This is a genomic window from Pseudomonas sp. LFM046 (genome assembly GCF_000949385.2).
GTDB lineage: Bacteria > Pseudomonadota > Gammaproteobacteria > Pseudomonadales > Pseudomonadaceae > Metapseudomonas.
Genome location: NZ_JYKO02000001.1, coordinates 521,595 through 535,764, shown reverse-complemented (window position 1 = coordinate 535,764; position 14,170 = coordinate 521,595). Strand labels below are relative to the sequence as shown.

The window sequence follows — 14,170 nt, the reverse complement described above, 5'->3', positions numbered from 1 at the left end:
GTCGTGGCGAACTTGCATCGGCTGCCGAGGCCATGTCGGCTGTCGGGTATTCAGGCAATGGGACGGGGGACTGCGATGACCCGCCAATCGTCACCCACGGCGCGCATCTCGACGATCTTCAGTTCCTGCGCCTCGGCCATGCGGTCCAGAGGCCAATCCAGCAGCGGACGGGCGCTGGAGCCGAGGAACTTGGCGGCGATGAAGATCTGGTACTCATCCACCAGGCCGGCACGGGCGAAAGCGCCAGCCAGGCGCGGCCCGGCTTCCACCAGCACTTCGTTGGTGCCACGAGACGCCAGTTCCTGCAGGAGTCGGCGCAGGTCGACATGACCATCGGCGCCCGGCAGCGATAGCAGTTCGTGCCCCGGATAGGCGCCTTCGCCAGCCCCACTGGCCGTGGCCACCAGAGCCGGGCCCGCCTGGAAGAAAGGCGCGGACAGCGGCACTCGCAGGCGGCCATCCACCAGCACACGAAGCGGCGGGCGGCTGACGGCCAGGGCGCTGAGCTCGGCATCGAGGCCCAGTTCGTCGGGACGTACGGTCAGGCGCGCGGCATCGGTGAGCACGGTGTCCGCACCGGTCAGCACGACGCTCGCGCGGGCACGCAGGCGTTGCACGGCCGAGCGGGCTTCGGGGCCGGTGATCCACTGGCTTTCGCCGCTGGCCATGGCGGTGCGGCCATCGAGACTCATGGCCAGCTTGACCCGCACGAAGGGCAGGCCCTGCTCCATGCGTTTGATGAAGCCGGCATTGAGCACCCGCGCTTCGGCTTCCAGCACGCCGCTTTCCACGGCAATGCCGGCATCAGCCAGGCGCTCGAGGCCACGGCCGGCGACCTGGGGATTGGGGTCCTGCATGGCTGCCACCACACGCCCTACCCCGGCGGCCACCAGTGCGTCGGCACAGGGCGGCGTGCGGCCATGGTGGCTGCAGGGTTCGAGGGTGACGTAGGCGGTGGCGCCGCGAGCCAGCTCGCCGGCCTGCCGCAGGGCATGGACTTCAGCGTGGGGCTCGCCGGCGCGGACGTGCCAGCCTTCGCCCACGACCTGGCCATCGCGAACGATGACGCAGCCGACACGCGGATTGGGATGGGTGGAGTAGATGCCTTTGCGCGCCAGCTCCAGGGCGCGGGCCATATAGGCCTGATCGCTGGCGGCCATCAGTCTTTCGACGGCTCGCGGGCCAGGCGCTCGATTTCCTCGCGGAACTCGTTGAGGTCCTGGAAGCGCCGGTAGACCGAGGCAAAGCGGATGTAGGCGACCTCGTCGAGCTTCTGCAGTTCGGCCATGACCAGTTCCCCCAGCACCCGCGACTTCACCTCGCGCTCGCCAGTGGCCCGCAGCTTGTGCTTGATATGGGCGATGGCCGCCTCCAGGCGCTCGACGCTCACCGGACGCTTTTCCAGCGCGCGCTGCATGCCAGCGCGCAGCTTGTCTTCGTCGAAGGGTTGGCGGCTACCGTCCTGCTTGATCAGGCGGGGCATCACCAGCTCGGCGGTCTCGAAGGTGGTGAAGCGCTCTTCGCAAGCCAGGCACTCGCGACGCCGGCGCACCTGGTCGCCCTCGGCGACCAGCCGCGAATCAATGACCTTGGTGTCGTGGGCCCCGCAGAAAGGACAGTGCATGGCGTTCTAGAGGCATCGGCAGAAAAGGTGGTCCATGGTAGCGCATCCCCGGGGCAAGACAAGCCGACGGCTTTGCGCTATAAGGCCCGCGCACAGCGATCAGGAAGCCCAGATGCGCCCACTTCTTCCCCTTCTCCTTGCCGCCTTGCTCGCCGCCTGCGCCAGCGAGAAGCCCGCGCCGAAGCTGCCCAGCACCGCGCCGGCCCCCAAGGTCGAGGCCACGCCCGCCTACCTGCGGGAAATCAGCGGTGTGCTCCAGGTGCCGCCGGCGGGTAGCGAGGTGGAGATCGCGCTGATGTCCGTGGACGCCCGTGATCGCCCGCAACGCCTGCTGGGCAGCCTGACGCTGAAAGGCAACGGCGGGCCCCTGCCCTTTCGCCTGCTGTTCAACCCAGAAGCCTTTCCCCGTGGCGAACGGGTCGAGTTTCGCGCCCGGGCTATCCAGTCCGGACGACTGATCCTCAAAGTGCGGCCGCAGCTGATCCTGCAACCGGAAAACCAGTCCCTCGGCCCCCTGCAGATGGTGCCCGCCCCATGAAGGCCCCGGAATCACTGCAACAGGCCCTCAACCAGTTGCTGGGCGACGCCAGCCTCTGTGCGGAAACCCTGCCCGGCACCGACCTGCGCCTCTGGCTGATCGACCCCGACAACATGGACCGCGCCTTCAGCCCCGAGGAAACCCGGCGCATCCTCGAAGAACCGCCCTACTGGTGCTTCTGCTGGGCCAGCGGCCTGGCCCTGGCGCGCTGGCTGGCTTCGAAGCCCGAATGGGTGGCCGGCAAACGGGTGCTGGATTTCGGCGCGGGATCGGGCGTCGCTGCCATTGCCGCCGCGAAGGCCGGCGCTGCCGAAGTGGTGGCCTGCGACCTCGACCCGCTGGCCCTGGATGCCTGCCGGGCCAATGCCGAACTCAATGGCGTGCAGCTGAGTTACTCGGCCGACTTTTTCCAGGAGGAAGACCGCTTCGACCTGGTGATAGTGGCCGACGTGCTCTACGACCGCGCCAACCTGCCGCTGCTCGACCACTTCCTCAGCCGCGGCCGCCAGGCCCTGGTGGCCGACTCGCGGGTCCGCGACTTCCAGCATCCGCTCTATACCCGCCTGGCGGTGCTGGATGCCTGCACCTGGCCGGACCTGGCCGAACCGGCGGAATTCCGCACCGTGAGCCTGTATCACGCGATTCGGTGAGCGTCGCCCCGAACTCCCCTTGTCGGAGCGAATTCATTCGCGAATGGAGTGCGCAGCACTCCCTCCTTGGGAGATATCCGGGGCCGGACCTTCGGCCCGGTTGGCGAATGAATTCGCCCCTACAGGTAAAGCAGACCGAGTAGCGGGAAGGACAGGTGCTCGCGCAGATGTCGCGTTCTCCGGTAGGCGGCTGCCTCGGGCAGCCGTATGATTCGCCCATCCGTTTGCGCCTTCGAGAACCCAGATGAGCGACATTCCCTACATCTTCGATACCACCAGCGCCGACTTCGAACAGTCGGTCATCCAGAACTCCTTCCAGAAACCCGTGCTGGTGGACTTCTGGGCCGACTGGTGCGCCCCCTGCAAGGCCCTGATGCCGCTGCTGGCGCAGATCACCGAGTCCTACCAGGGCGAGTTGCTGCTGGCCAAGGTCAACTGCGACATCGAGCAGGACATCGTGATGCGCTTCGGCATCCGCAGCCTGCCCACCGTCGTGCTGTTCAAGGACGGCCAGCCGGTGGACGGCTTCGCCGGCGCCCAGCCGGAATCGGCCATCCGCGCCATGCTCGAACCCCATGTGCAGATGCCGGCCACGCCCCAGGGCAACTTGCTGGACGCTGCCCAGATCGCCTTCACCGAAGGCCGCATCGCCGACGCCGAGAACCTGCTCAAGCAACTGCTGACCGAAGACAACACCAACGCCGCCGGGCTGATCCTCTATGCGCGCTGCCTGGCCGAACGCGGTGAGCTGGGCGAAGCGGAAACCGTGCTCAATGCCGTGAAGAGCGACGAGCACAAGCAGGCCCTGGCCGGCGCACGCGCTCAGCTGACCTTCCTCCGCCAGGCCGCCAACCTGCCCGAAGTGGCCGACCTGAAATCGCGCCTGGCGCAAGACGCGGGCGATGACGAGGCGGTCTATCAGCTAGCCGTCCAGCAGTTGTCCCGCCAGCAATACGAACCGGCGCTGGACGCTCTGCTCAAGCTGTTCGTGCGAAATCGCGGCTACGAAAACGGTCTGCCCCACAAGACCCTGCTACAAGTGTTCGACCTGCTGGGCAACGACCATCCGCTGGTCACCACCTACCGCCGCAAGCTGTACAACGCGATCTACTGATCGTGCCGGCCGTTGGGCCTAGCAGGCTCGGCACCAACCTACGTGTAGGTTGGGCTGAGGCACGAAGCCCAACGCATAGGGTCTTCAGGCATCGCTCCTCAACCCTTCCAGACGTAGAGCGGCGCGTCCTCCCGCACCTCGACATGCACCTGCTCGCTGTGGCGCAGCCGCACCAGCAGGCGCTTGCCTGCCGCCGCCCCGCCCGCCAGTGCCTCCAACTCGGCCAACAGGCGCGGGCCTTCCATCTGCCCGGCGTTCTGTAGCAACTGCTGGGCGGTCTCCCAGAGTGAGTCGTTGCGCGGAGCGCTCCGCTCCATCGGTGCCGCTGGCGCCTTGGCCGCCAATTCAGGCGACAGGCGGCTGGTCAGTTGGTCCCAGTCCTCAGCATCCATCTCCACCGTCAGGTCCACCGGCCAATCACCGATCTGTCCGCGAATACGCAGCATGTCCAACTCCTCCAGAAACGAATGGGCAATGCTCCCACGGCGCTGGCGAGATGCATACATTTGTTATAACGTAACGCAAATTTCGTTCCGTACCGGAGGATGTGTCATGCGTCGCCTGCTGCTTTCCCTGCCATTCGCCCTGCTGCCCCTGGTCGCTGTCCACGCCGATGAGCACGACCATGACCACGAGCACGGCAGCCTAGGCGCCCACGAACATGGCGTGGCGCAGCTGAACGTGGCCCTGGACGGCAAGACCCTGGAGCTGGAACTGGAAAGCCCCGCCATGAACCTGGTGGGCTTCGAGCACGTCGCAACGAGCGACGCCGACAAGGCCAAGGTCGTCGCCACCCGCACTGCCCTGGACACCCCCCTGGAGCTCTTCGCCATCCCCACCGAGGCCGGCTGCACAGTGACTTCACGGGAACTGGAAAGCCCGCTCTTCGACAACGCCCACCACGACGATGAAGCGTCCAAGGGCCATGACCACAGCGACATTCACGCCCACTACACACTGGTGTGCGCCACCCCCGAAGCGCTGCAGGCCCTTGACATTACCCCCCTGCTCAAGCGCTTCCCCGCCACCCAGAAAATTCAGGTACAACTCATCGGCCCGAATGGCCAGCAAGGCGCAGAACTCAGCGCCACCAACGCCAGCCTGAGCTTCTGATTTCCCAAGAACCAACCGGGGTAACCCGACTGATTTCCCATGAGCCAGACACTGATCGAACTCCAGGGGCTGGGCTTCGCCTGGCCCGGCCACCCGGAACTGCTGGACATCCCCGAGTTCCATCTCAATCGGGGCGAAAGCCTGTTCCTCAAGGGCCCCAGCGGCAGCGGCAAGACCACGCTTCTCGGGCTGCTCGGCGGCGTGCAGAAACCCGGTCGCGGCAGCATCCGCCTGCTGGGCCAGGACCTGGCGACACTCTCCGCCAGCGCCCGCGATCACTTCCGTGTCGACCACACCGGCTACATCTTCCAGCAGTTCAATCTGTTGCCCTTCCTGTCCGTGCGCGAGAACGTCGAGCTGCCCTGCCGCTTCTCCCGGCTGCGCGCCGAACGAGCGCGCCAGCGCCACGGCAGCGTCGATGCAGCCGCCGCCACGCTATTGCGGCACCTGGGCCTCAAGGAAGATTTGCTGCAACGCCGCGCCGATGCGCTCTCCATCGGCCAGCAGCAACGGGTAGCCGCCGCCCGAGCCCTGATCGGCCAGCCGGAACTGGTGATCGCCGACGAACCCACCTCCGCCCTGGACTTTGATGCCCGCGAGGCGTTCCTCCAGCTGCTCTTCGCCGAGTGCTGCGAGGCCGGCGCCAGCTTGCTGTTCGTCAGCCACGACCAGAGCCTGGCCCCGCTGTTCGACCGCAGCCTGTCGCTGGCTGACCTGAACCACGCCGCGCGCATCGAGGAGGATTGAGATGTATCTGCTGCGCCTGGCCCTGGCGAGCCTCGCCAACCGCCGCTTCACCGCCCTGCTCACGGTCTTCGCCATCGCCCTCTCGGTCTGCCTGCTGCTGGCGGTGGAGCGCGTGCGCACCGAAGCCCGCGCCAGCTTCGCCAGCACCATCAGCGGGACCGACCTGATCGTCGGCGCCCGCTCAGGCTCGGTGAACCTGCTGCTCTATTCGGTGTTCCGCATCGGCAACGCCACCAACAACATCCGCTGGGACAGCTTAGAGGCCATCAGCCAGGACAAGCGAGTGAAATGGGCGATCCCCATCTCCCTCGGCGACTCCCACCGCGGCTACCGCGTCATGGGCACCAGCGCCGCCTACTTCGAGCATTACCACTACGGCCGTGGCCAGCCGCTGCGACTGGCCGAGGGCAAGCCGTTCGCCGACCTGTTCGAGGTGGTGCTGGGCGCCGAGGTGGCCGAAGCGCTGCATTACACGCTGGGGGACCAGGTGGTGCTGGCCCACGGTGTCAGCACCGTCAGCCTGGTGCAGCACGACGACAAGCCGTTCAAGGTGGTCGGCATCCTCGCCCGCACCGGCACCCCGGTGGACCGCACCCTGCACATTTCGCTGGCGGGCATGGAAGCGCTGCACGTGGACTGGCAGAACGGCGTGCCCGCGCGCGGCGCCGGCAAGGTCAGCGCCGACCAGGCCCGGTCCATGGACCTGCAGCCGAAGGCCATCACCGCCTTCATGCTGGGCCTGAACAGCAAGATCGCTACCTTCGCCCTGCAGCGGCAGATCAACGAATACCGGGGTGAACCGCTGCTGGCGATCCTTCCCGGCGTGGCCCTGCAGGAACTCTGGGGCCTGATGGGCACGGCGGAGAAGGCGCTGTTCGTGGTCTCGCTGTTCGTGGTGCTCACCGGCCTGATCGGCATGCTCACCGCCATCCTCACCAGCCTCAACGAGCGCCGCCGGGAGATGGCCATCCTTCGCTCGGTGGGCGCGCGACCCTGGCACGTCGGCAGCCTGCTGGTGCTGGAGGCCTTCGCATTGGCCCTGGCCGGTGCGGTGCTGGGGGTGGGGTTGCTCTACCTGGGAATCGGCCTCAGCCAGGGCTACGTGCAGGCCAGTTATGGCCTCTACCTGCCGCTGGCCCTGCCCACTGCCTATGAGTGGACGCTGCTTGGCGCTATCCTGGCCGCCGCCCTGCTGATGGGGGTGGTGCCAGCCTGGCGTGCCTATCGGCAGTCGCTGGCCGACGGTCTGTCCATTCGCCTGTGAGACGTCCATGAAGCGCATCCTGCTGATTCTCTTGCTGTCCCTCTCCACCCCTCTCTGGGCCGGCGAGGTGCGCGAACTCACCTGGGCGGAAATGATTCCCGAGGGTGCTCCGCCACCGGCCCCGCCTGCACCGATCCACGACCTGTCGCAGCTATCCGACGCCCTCAACGCCGAAGCTGCGCCAGCGGCCAGCCAGCAATCGCCGGCCGCGCCGGTGGTCAAGGAACTGGACGGCCAGCAAGTGAAGCTGCCCGGCTACATCGTGCCGCTGGATGTGACCGAGGAAGGCCGTGTCACCGAGTTCCTCCTGGTGCCCTACTTCGGCGCCTGCATTCACGTACCGCCGCCGCCGTCCAACCAGATCGTCCATGTGACGAGCGAGCTGGGGGTGCTGATGGATGCGCTCTACCAGCCCTTCTGGATCGAAGGTCCACTGCAGGTGAAGGCCAGCAGCAGCGAGCTGGCCGAAGCCGGCTACCAGATGGATGCGACCAAGATCTACCCGTACGAATCCCCCGCCAACTGACCTCCAATGCACAAAGGCCAGGTCTTGCCTGGCCTTTTGCTACCCACTTCCAGCGGTATTGCTCTGGATCAAGATACAAAGCTTCCTAATTACCGAAACTGGCTCCAGCCAAACACTTCTAAAACTCCCTGGAGCCTTTCATGCGCAAGCATCTTCTCACCGCATCCCTGCTCGCCCTTGCCATCGCTTCGCCCCTGGCACACGCCCACAAGGCCGGCGACGTGATCGTCCGCGCAGGCGCCGCCACCGTCGCCCCGAATGAAGACAGTTCCAACCTGTCGATCGCCGGCACCAAGGTTGGCGGCACCAAGGCCACCCTGGACAGCGACACCCAGCTGGGTCTGACCGGCACCTACATGCTCACCGACCACATCGGCCTGGAACTGCTGGCCGCCACCCCCTTCAAGCACGAAGTGGGCGTGAAGGGCCTCGGCGGCCTGGACGGCAAGCTGGCCGACGTCAAGCACCTGCCGCCGACCCTGAGCCTCCAGTACTACCCGCTGGACCCGAACTCGGCGTTCCAGCCCTACGTCGGCGCCGGCATCAACTACACCCTGTTCTTCGACGAAGACCTGACCAGCGAGCGCAAAGCCCAAGGCTTCAGCAACCTGGATCTGGACGACTCCGTCGGCCTGGCCGCGCAGGTGGGCATGGACTACATGCTGACCGACAACATCCTGCTCAACGCCGCGGTCTGGTACATCGACATCGACACCACCGCCACCACCGATCTGGCGGGCGTGGGCAAAGTGAAAGTGGATGTGGACGTGGACCCGTGGGTCTACATGGTTGGCGTCGGCTACAAGTTCTGAGCCCGGACACTCCCCATGAAAAAAGGCGCCTTCGGGCGCCTTTTTTGCGAATCACTGTAGGGGCCTCAGCGCCCCAACAGACGCGCCACGCCATCACGCAACGGTGTCGGCTGCGGGAAGTTGTAGCGCAGCAGCAGACGCACATTGTTCGCCCGCGAGTGACGGATATCCCCAGCGCGGGGTTCGGCGTGGCTCACCGGTGGCAGACCACCCAGCACTTCGCCGATGGCGGCAAGCAGCTGCTTGAGGCTGGTGGCCTGGTTGAGGCCCACATTCACCGGGCCGGCTTCCAGCCAGTCCAGCTCCAGGGCTTGCACCAGCACCTGAACCAGGTCGCCGACGTAGACGAAATCGCGGGTCTGCTCGCCGTCACCGAACACCGTGATCGGCAGACCGGCCTGGGCGCGCTCGGTGAAGATGCTGATCACCCCGGAATAGGGCGAGGACGGGTCCTGGCGCGGGCCGAAGATGTTGAAGAAGCGGAACACCGCCGGCTCCAGGCCATGCTGGCGACGGTAGAAATCCAGGTACTGCTCGCTGGCCAGCTTGTCCACCGCGTAAGGCGTCAGGGGCGCCTTGGGGGTGTCTTCGTCGATGGCCGTGCCTTCACCGTTCTGGCCGTACACGGCCGCGCTGGACGCAAAGACCACACGCTTCACGCCACACTGGCGCATGGCTTCGCAGACGTTCAGGGTGCCGATGAAGTTGCTCTGGTGGGTCGCCACCGGATCGTCCACCGAGGCCTGTACCGAGGCCACTGCAGCCAGGTGCGCCACCGCCTTGCAGCCGGCCATTGCCTGCGCCACCAGGGCAGCATCGGCCACGTCCCCCTCGATCAGTTCCAGGCGCGGGTTGTCCAGCGCCAGGTTGGCGCGTTTGCCGGTGGAAAGGTTGTCCAGCACGCGCACGGCATGTCCTTTGGCGAGCAGCGCGTCAGCCAGGTGCGAGCCGATGAAGCCGGCGCCGCCGGTGATCAGGATGGGGGAATCAGCCATGACGGTAGTAACGGTCCAGGAGGGTCGGCAGCGCGGCGCGCCAGGCACGCGGCTTGATGCCGAAGGTATGGAGGATCTTCTTGCACGCCAGCACCGCATTCTGCGGCTCGTCCGCGGCGTCAGGACGGGCAGCGTGGGCCTGCGGAGTGATGTCCTGCACCGTCAGCGGATGCAGGCTGCGAGCCTCGCTGAGCAGCGCCTGGCCCAGGGCCAACGGCGTGGTCGCCTCGTGGCCACCGTAGTGGTAGGTGCCCCAGAGCGGCGCCTGGCAATCCAGCTGCTTGATTACCGCCAGCAACACCCGCGCGGCATCGTCCACGGGGGTGGGGTTGCCACGACGGTCGTCGGCCAGGCAGATCTCCTTGTCGTGCTCGGCTCGACTGAGGAAACGCCCCAACGCCCCTTCGCGGCTGTCGTCCAGCAACCAGCCGAACCGCAGCAGCACATGCTTGGGGCACGCCGCACGAACGCTCTGCTCCATGCGCCAGATGGCCTGGCCACGCAGGCTGAGGGGAGCGGTCTCGTCCTTCTCGCTGTAGGCGGTGGCGCGGGAACCATCGAAGACCCGGTAGCTGGACGGTTGCAGCAGGATGATGCCGTGGTGCTGACAGAGTTCGGCGAGGCGTTCCACCCCGCGCTCCTGGGCAGCCAGGCGTGTTTCGCTGACTTCCTCGGCCTGGAACCAGTCGAAGTAGTAGGCGAGGTTGACCACGGCGTCGGGCCGGGTGTCGTCGAGCAGTTGGGTCAGGCTGGCGGCGTCCCAGCCCTTTTCGGGCGGGCGCGGAGCGAGAAAACCTATGTCTTCCTCGGCGCCGAGGCGAATCAGCGCCTGTCCGAGTGAGTTGCCGCCACCCAACAGCATCAAGCGCATTCGCATAGAGAAAAAGGTCGCTTAAAGCCGGTTAAGGGAGTGGGCGGGCCATCCGCCCGCCGCATAAGAGCCGCATTCTGCGGGTTTAACCGCCAGACGTCACTAGCCGCGTGGCGGCTCTGTCGTCGCAGGGCGGTAGAGGTGGGCGTGGTCGGCTCGGTACAGGGACGAGTCGGCGAAACCTTCGGCGGCCAGCACCTCGCCCACCAGGATCAGCGCGGTGCGGCGAAAGTCCCGCGCCGCCACCTTGGGCAGAATGTCGCCCAAGGTGCCGGTGACCTGCTCCTGATCCGGCCAACTGGCGCGGTGGATCACGGCGATAGGGCACGCCGGGCCGTAATGGGGCAGCAATTCGTCGACGATCTTCGCCAACTGGCTCACCCCCAGGTGGATGGCCATGGTGGCGCGGTGGCGTGCCAGGTCACCCAGCGCTTCTCCCTCCGGCATCCGCGTCTTGCTGGCGTAGCGCGTGAGAATCAGCGTCTGGGACACGTCCGGCAGGGTCAGCTCGCAACCCAGCAGCGCGGCGCAGGCGGCAGTGGCGGTGACGCCCGGCACCACTTCATAGGGAATACCCCGTTCGCGCAGGTGGCGGATCTGCTCGCCGATGGCGCCATAGAGCGACGGGTCACCGGAATGCACCCGCGCCACGTCGTGCCCCCGGTCGTGGGCCTCTGCCAGCAGGGCGACGATTTCATCCAGGTGCAGCTCGGCGGTGTTCACCACCCGCTCGGCGCTGTGCCCGGCCAGCACGGCTTCCGGCACCAGCGAACCGGCGTAGAGGATCACCGGACAGGAGCGGATCAGCCGCTGCCCCTTCACCGTGATGAGTTCCGGATCGCCGGGGCCGGCACCAATGAAATAGACCGTCATGGCCGTTCAGCCTCGTGATGGATGCAGGCCAGGGCGCAGGTGGCACTGGCGCTGCGGCGTTTGTCGATCAGCAGGATGGCGCGTTCGCCGAACAGCGCTTCGGCCTGGGCCAGGGCGGCGGCCTCGGCCACCCCCGGACTGCCCGTCGCGGCGCGAACCCGCTCGGACGGTTGACTCAGGCGCGCTTCACAGGCCGCCAGGATATCCACAGGCAGGACGTGCAGCGGCAACCCCAGCCCCTCGGCCAGGGCAACCAGGCCTGGTTCGGCAGCCTTCGCTTCACTGCTGGCCAGGGCGACCAGCGAATCGATGGACGCCCCAGCCTCCGCAAGGCACTGCCACAGCAGACCGTGCAACTCGTCCGCTGGGCAGCCACGTCGGCAGCCCAGCCCGGCGACCAGCTTCAAGCGGTCGTGTGACGCTGGTAAAGCCAGGCGGCAGCCCAACCGAGCACCGCCCAGAACGCCGCATTGGTGATCAGGGACGCGGCGATGAACTCACGGGCCAGGGCTTCCGGCGCCAGGCTGGAATGCACCTCCGGCTGCGGTGCGCCCACGACGTGAGGGATCACCAGAACAGCCACGCCGACGATGCGCAGGGCCCAATGGCGGCCGAAAGCGATCAGGGCGAGTCCCGCAGCAGTCGACGCGGCAGTGCTGATCCACCACGCCTGACGCTCGGCCAGGTCAGCAGCGGCGGTGCCCGGCAGCTCCGGCGGCAGCCCAAGGGACGGCGCCAGGGCGAAGGTGGCGAAACCGCCCAGTCCCCAGAGCAGGCCCTGCCAGGCACGGGTCGGGCCGCGCAGGCTGAAGAGTCCAGCGAGGATCAGGGCGAAGCCCACGGCCACCACCAGGTTGCTGCCTCCCGTGGAGAGGGTGCGCTGCCAGCCGTCCTCCGGCGCCCAGGCCTCGTCGCTGTGTTCATGGGTATGGGCAACGGCGGGGCCGCCGTGCTGGTGGTCCTGGACCTGCTCCGCCGGCGCGGCATTTTCATAGGTTTCCGCCTGGAGGATCAGCGGGGCGACCCACAGGCTCTGCAGCAGGGTCAGCACGATGGCGGCGATCAGGCCGGCGAAACCGGCCGTCTGGGCGATGCGCTTGATCATCGGGAACCCACTCAGTGGCAGGGGAACGCGGAACTGTGGCGCGTGTCGTGAGCGGCGTTGTGCACCGCCTCGATGTGGGAGAAACCGGCGAAATACACCAGGGACAGGCCGACGAGGCCGGCGCCGATGGCCAGCAGCAGGCGCTGGGCCAGGGTCGAGGAGGAGACGGCGGATTGGGACAGGACGCGGCTGGACATGAAGGTTCCCTCTGCAGTGTGTGTGATACCGGCAGCGGAACGCGCGCGAGGGAAGCGGGCGCACAGGCACCCAGATTTCCGGCTTGCGCCCGCCCACCGCGGGTTGCCAAAACGTGATCAGGCCGGTCTCCGGGCTTGCGACGCCTGCCAGGGGCAGGATGGGCATGCCTTCCCATGCCGGATCGGCACAGTGGCGTACTTAACCCTACGGTCGCTTACCGTTGCGGGGGCAGCGTCGGACTTGTCCGAGATGGACGCACCGACTTCCCGTTTCACCCCGCGTACGGCGACGCAGGGCACCTGAAAAAACCGTGCTAGGACATCACGAGTCCGACCAAGCGTCAACTGCCGTGATTGACCGCCACCTGGACGCTGCGTAGCCTTCGCCCTTTCGAGGTTCTCCGGTCATGGGCCGGAGCTAAGAGGGAACGTGGTCAAGGCCACGGCTGCCCCCGCAACTGTGAACGCCCCCGGGCCCTTCGAAATGCCACTGCGAAAGCGGGAAGGCGAAGGTGCCGCGCCACGCGCAGGGTCGTGAGCCAGGAGACCTGCCTCGACGAATTTCCAGACAACCGGGCGGGGTGATCCGGTGGCGAATCCGTTGCGCGGGGCTCTCCCCGCTGCGCTCGTCATGCCCGCCGACCGACCACGCAGAGGCGCGCATGAAATCCCTGGCCAAACTCCCCGTCACCATCGTCACCGGCTTCCTCGGCGCCGGTAAAACCACCCTGCTCCGCCACATGCTGGACAACGCCCAAGGCCGCCGCATCGCGGTGATCGTCAACGAGTTCGGCGAACTGGGTATCGACGGCGAAATCCTCAAGCAATGCTCCATCGGCTGCACCGAAGAGGAAGCCGTGGGCCGCGTCTTCGAGCTGGCCAATGGCTGCCTGTGCTGCACCGTGCAGGAAGAGTTCTTCCCGGTGATGCGCGAACTGGTGGCCCGTCGCGGCGACCTCGACCAGATCCTCATCGAGACCTCGGGCCTCGCCCTGCCCAAACCCCTGGTGCAGGCCTTCCAGTGGCCGGAAATCCGCAACGCCTGCACCGTCGACGCGGTGATCACGGTGGTGGACAGCCCCGCCGTGGCCGCCGGCACCTTCGCCGCCCACCCCGAGCAGGTGGACGAGCAGCGCAAGCAGGACCCGAACCTCGACCACGAATCCCCGCTGCACGAGCTGTTCGAAGACCAGTTGGCCAGCGCCGACCTGGTGGTGCTGAACAAGGCCGACCTGCTCAGCCCTGAAGCCCTGGCCGCCGTACGCGCCGAAGTGGCCGAGGAATTGCCGCCGGCGGTGAAGATCGTCGAAGCCAGCGCCGGCAAGCTGCCGCTCTCCGTGCTGCTGGGCCTGAATGCCGAAGCTGAATTGCACATCGACAGCCGCCCCACCCACCATGATCACGAAGGCCATGAGGACCACGACCACGACGAGTTCGACTCCTTCCACGTCGACCTGCCGGAAGTGGACGAAGCCGCCCTGCTGGCAGCCCTCGGCCAACTCGTGGAGCGCCACGCCATCCTGCGCATCAAGGGCTTCGCTGCCATTCCCGGCAAGCCCATGCGCCTCTTGATCCAGGGCGTCGGCAAGCGCTTCGACAAGCACTTCGACCGCAAGTGGCTGGAAGGCGAAACCCGCAGCACCCGCCTGGTGGTCATCGGCCAGGAACTGGATCAGGCGGCCATCGCCAACGAGCTGCGTACCGCGCTGGCGTGAGTTCCACTCTTCTCCCCTCTCCCCCT

Annotated in this window: 18 protein-coding genes and 2 riboswitches; of the genes, 9 read left to right on the top strand and 9 right to left on the bottom strand. The window is 66.8% G+C overall.

Translation table 11 applies throughout. The features are described from left to right. Positions 1-50 precede the first annotated feature (50 nt). Both ribD and nrdR read right to left on the bottom strand, forming a co-directional pair. Positions 51-1,160 carry a bifunctional diaminohydroxyphosphoribosylaminopyrimidine deaminase/5-amino-6-(5-phosphoribosylamino)uracil reductase RibD gene (gene ribD, locus TQ98_RS02545; RefSeq protein WP_044872643.1) on the bottom strand — a complete coding sequence of 370 codons (1,110 nt, stop codon included), beginning with the start codon at positions 1,158-1,160 and terminating at the stop codon, positions 51-53. Further along, entirely contained in the window at positions 1,160-1,624 is a 465-nt protein-coding gene (gene nrdR / locus TQ98_RS02540) for a transcriptional regulator NrdR (protein WP_044872644.1), read from the bottom strand. The genes ribD and nrdR overlap by 1 nt, the downstream gene beginning before the upstream one ends. 112 nt (positions 1,625-1,736) lie before the next feature. Between nrdR and TQ98_RS02535 the strand changes: the two genes are divergently transcribed. The 3 genes from TQ98_RS02535 to trxA all read left to right on the top strand — a co-directional run bounded on the left by TQ98_RS02535 (position 1,737) and on the right by trxA (position 3,926). After that, positions 1,737-2,162, top strand: a complete 426-nt coding sequence (locus tag TQ98_RS02535) for a YbaY family lipoprotein (protein ID WP_044872645.1) — start codon at positions 1,737-1,739, stop codon at positions 2,160-2,162. After that, positions 2,159-2,812 (top strand): 50S ribosomal protein L11 methyltransferase, encoded by a 654-nt coding sequence (locus TQ98_RS02530; RefSeq protein ID WP_044872646.1) that lies wholly within the window; start codon positions 2,159-2,161, stop codon positions 2,810-2,812. Before TQ98_RS02535 ends, TQ98_RS02530 begins: the two co-directional genes overlap by 4 nt. Positions 2,813-3,056: 244 nt before the next feature. Next, positions 3,057-3,926 carry a thioredoxin gene (gene trxA, locus TQ98_RS02525; protein WP_044872647.1) on the top strand — a complete coding sequence of 290 codons (870 nt, stop codon included), beginning with the start codon at positions 3,057-3,059 and terminating at the stop codon, positions 3,924-3,926. A 98-nt stretch (positions 3,927-4,024) separates the two neighbouring features. On the opposite strand, the gene TQ98_RS02520 is transcribed toward trxA, so the two are convergent. Next, positions 4,025-4,372 carry a hypothetical protein gene (locus TQ98_RS02520; RefSeq protein ID WP_044872648.1) on the bottom strand — a complete coding sequence of 116 codons (348 nt, stop codon included), beginning with the start codon at positions 4,370-4,372 and terminating at the stop codon, positions 4,025-4,027. A gap of 106 nt (positions 4,373-4,478) precedes the next feature. Here TQ98_RS02520 and TQ98_RS02515 point away from each other — a divergent pair, with 106 nt between their 5' ends. The 5 genes from TQ98_RS02515 (at position 4,479) to TQ98_RS02495 (ending at position 8,388) form a co-directional block, all read left to right on the top strand. Continuing rightward, a complete protein-coding gene (locus TQ98_RS02515; protein ID WP_044872649.1) occupies positions 4,479-5,039 on the top strand; it encodes a DUF2796 domain-containing protein in 561 nt (186 codons plus the stop codon). A 39-nt stretch (positions 5,040-5,078) separates the two neighbouring features. Beyond that, positions 5,079-5,786: an ABC transporter ATP-binding protein gene (locus tag TQ98_RS02510; RefSeq protein WP_044872650.1), complete on the top strand. Its 708-nt coding sequence runs from the start codon at positions 5,079-5,081 to the stop codon at positions 5,784-5,786. A 1-nt stretch (position 5,787) separates the two neighbouring features. Further along, the gene (locus tag TQ98_RS02505; RefSeq protein WP_044872651.1) at positions 5,788-7,050 is read left to right on the top strand and encodes an ABC transporter permease; all 1,263 of its coding nucleotides are present in this window, start codon (positions 5,788-5,790) and stop codon (positions 7,048-7,050) included. Between the two features lie 7 nt (positions 7,051-7,057). Then, the gene (locus TQ98_RS02500) at positions 7,058-7,576 is read left to right on the top strand and encodes a DUF3299 domain-containing protein (protein WP_044872652.1); all 519 of its coding nucleotides are present in this window, start codon (positions 7,058-7,060) and stop codon (positions 7,574-7,576) included. Positions 7,577-7,716: 140 nt separating this feature from the next. Continuing rightward, positions 7,717-8,388 (top strand): OmpW family outer membrane protein, encoded by a 672-nt coding sequence (locus tag TQ98_RS02495; protein WP_044872653.1) that lies wholly within the window; start codon positions 7,717-7,719, stop codon positions 8,386-8,388. Positions 8,389-8,453: 65 nt separating this feature from the next. Here the strand turns inward: TQ98_RS02495 and TQ98_RS02490 are convergent, their stop codons facing one another. The 6 genes from TQ98_RS02490 to TQ98_RS02465 all read right to left on the bottom strand — a co-directional run bounded on the left by TQ98_RS02490 (position 8,454) and on the right by TQ98_RS02465 (position 12,429). Further along, positions 8,454-9,383, bottom strand: coding sequence for an NAD-dependent epimerase/dehydratase family protein (locus tag TQ98_RS02490; RefSeq protein WP_044872654.1), 930 nt, complete (start codon positions 9,381-9,383; stop codon positions 8,454-8,456). Then, a complete protein-coding gene (locus TQ98_RS02485; RefSeq protein ID WP_044872655.1) occupies positions 9,376-10,260 on the bottom strand; it encodes a sugar nucleotide-binding protein in 885 nt (294 codons plus the stop codon). Before TQ98_RS02485 ends, TQ98_RS02490 begins: the two co-directional genes overlap by 8 nt. Before the next feature lie 96 nt (positions 10,261-10,356). Continuing rightward, positions 10,357-11,127 (bottom strand): precorrin-4 C(11)-methyltransferase, encoded by a 771-nt coding sequence (gene cobM, locus TQ98_RS02480; RefSeq protein WP_044872656.1) that lies wholly within the window; start codon positions 11,125-11,127, stop codon positions 10,357-10,359. Continuing rightward, positions 11,124-11,534: a cobalamin biosynthesis protein gene (locus TQ98_RS02475; RefSeq protein ID WP_044872657.1), complete on the bottom strand. Its 411-nt coding sequence runs from the start codon at positions 11,532-11,534 to the stop codon at positions 11,124-11,126. The genes cobM and TQ98_RS02475 overlap by 4 nt, the downstream gene beginning before the upstream one ends. Next, positions 11,531-12,232 (bottom strand): CbtA family protein, encoded by a 702-nt coding sequence (locus TQ98_RS02470; RefSeq protein WP_044872658.1) that lies wholly within the window; start codon positions 12,230-12,232, stop codon positions 11,531-11,533. Before TQ98_RS02470 ends, TQ98_RS02475 begins: the two co-directional genes overlap by 4 nt. Before the next feature lie 11 nt (positions 12,233-12,243). Beyond that, complete coding sequence (locus TQ98_RS02465; protein ID WP_044872659.1) at positions 12,244-12,429, bottom strand: CbtB domain-containing protein; 186 nt, start codon at positions 12,427-12,429, stop codon at positions 12,244-12,246. A 102-nt stretch (positions 12,430-12,531) separates the two neighbouring features. Beyond that, positions 12,532-12,748: riboswitch (cobalamin riboswitch) on the bottom strand. Between the two features lie 58 nt (positions 12,749-12,806). Beyond that, a riboswitch (cobalamin riboswitch) is annotated at positions 12,807-13,000 on the top strand. A gap of 91 nt (positions 13,001-13,091) precedes the next feature. On the opposite strand from TQ98_RS02465, the gene cobW reads away from it, so the two are divergent. Beyond that, a complete protein-coding gene (cobW, locus tag TQ98_RS02460; protein WP_044872660.1) occupies positions 13,092-14,144 on the top strand; it encodes a cobalamin biosynthesis protein CobW in 1,053 nt (350 codons plus the stop codon). Positions 14,145-14,170: the final 26 nt, after the last annotated feature.

Coding starts and splice junctions, on each gene's coding strand:
- ribD (WP_044872643.1), bottom strand. CDS start 1,160: ATGGCCGCCAGCGATCAGGCCTATATGGCCCGCGCCCTGGAGCTGGCG.
- nrdR (WP_044872644.1), bottom strand. CDS start 1,624: ATGCACTGTCCTTTCTGCGGGGCCCACGACACCAAGGTCATTGATTCG.
- TQ98_RS02535 (WP_044872645.1), top strand. CDS start 1,737: ATGCGCCCACTTCTTCCCCTTCTCCTTGCCGCCTTGCTCGCCGCCTGC.
- TQ98_RS02530 (WP_044872646.1), top strand. CDS start 2,159: ATGAAGGCCCCGGAATCACTGCAACAGGCCCTCAACCAGTTGCTGGGC.
- trxA (WP_044872647.1), top strand. CDS start 3,057: ATGAGCGACATTCCCTACATCTTCGATACCACCAGCGCCGACTTCGAA.
- TQ98_RS02520 (WP_044872648.1), bottom strand. CDS start 4,372: ATGCTGCGTATTCGCGGACAGATCGGTGATTGGCCGGTGGACCTGACG.
- TQ98_RS02515 (WP_044872649.1), top strand. CDS start 4,479: ATGCGTCGCCTGCTGCTTTCCCTGCCATTCGCCCTGCTGCCCCTGGTC.
- TQ98_RS02510 (WP_044872650.1), top strand. CDS start 5,079: ATGAGCCAGACACTGATCGAACTCCAGGGGCTGGGCTTCGCCTGGCCC.
- TQ98_RS02505 (WP_044872651.1), top strand. CDS start 5,788: ATGTATCTGCTGCGCCTGGCCCTGGCGAGCCTCGCCAACCGCCGCTTC.
- TQ98_RS02500 (WP_044872652.1), top strand. CDS start 7,058: ATGAAGCGCATCCTGCTGATTCTCTTGCTGTCCCTCTCCACCCCTCTC.
- TQ98_RS02495 (WP_044872653.1), top strand. CDS start 7,717: ATGCGCAAGCATCTTCTCACCGCATCCCTGCTCGCCCTTGCCATCGCT.
- TQ98_RS02490 (WP_044872654.1), bottom strand. CDS start 9,383: ATGGCTGATTCCCCCATCCTGATCACCGGCGGCGCCGGCTTCATCGGC.
- TQ98_RS02485 (WP_044872655.1), bottom strand. CDS start 10,260: ATGCGAATGCGCTTGATGCTGTTGGGTGGCGGCAACTCACTCGGACAG.
- cobM (WP_044872656.1), bottom strand. CDS start 11,127: ATGACGGTCTATTTCATTGGTGCCGGCCCCGGCGATCCGGAACTCATC.
- TQ98_RS02470 (WP_044872658.1), bottom strand. CDS start 12,232: ATGATCAAGCGCATCGCCCAGACGGCCGGTTTCGCCGGCCTGATCGCC.
- TQ98_RS02465 (WP_044872659.1), bottom strand. CDS start 12,429: ATGTCCAGCCGCGTCCTGTCCCAATCCGCCGTCTCCTCCTCGACCCTG.
- cobW (WP_044872660.1), top strand. CDS start 13,092: ATGAAATCCCTGGCCAAACTCCCCGTCACCATCGTCACCGGCTTCCTC.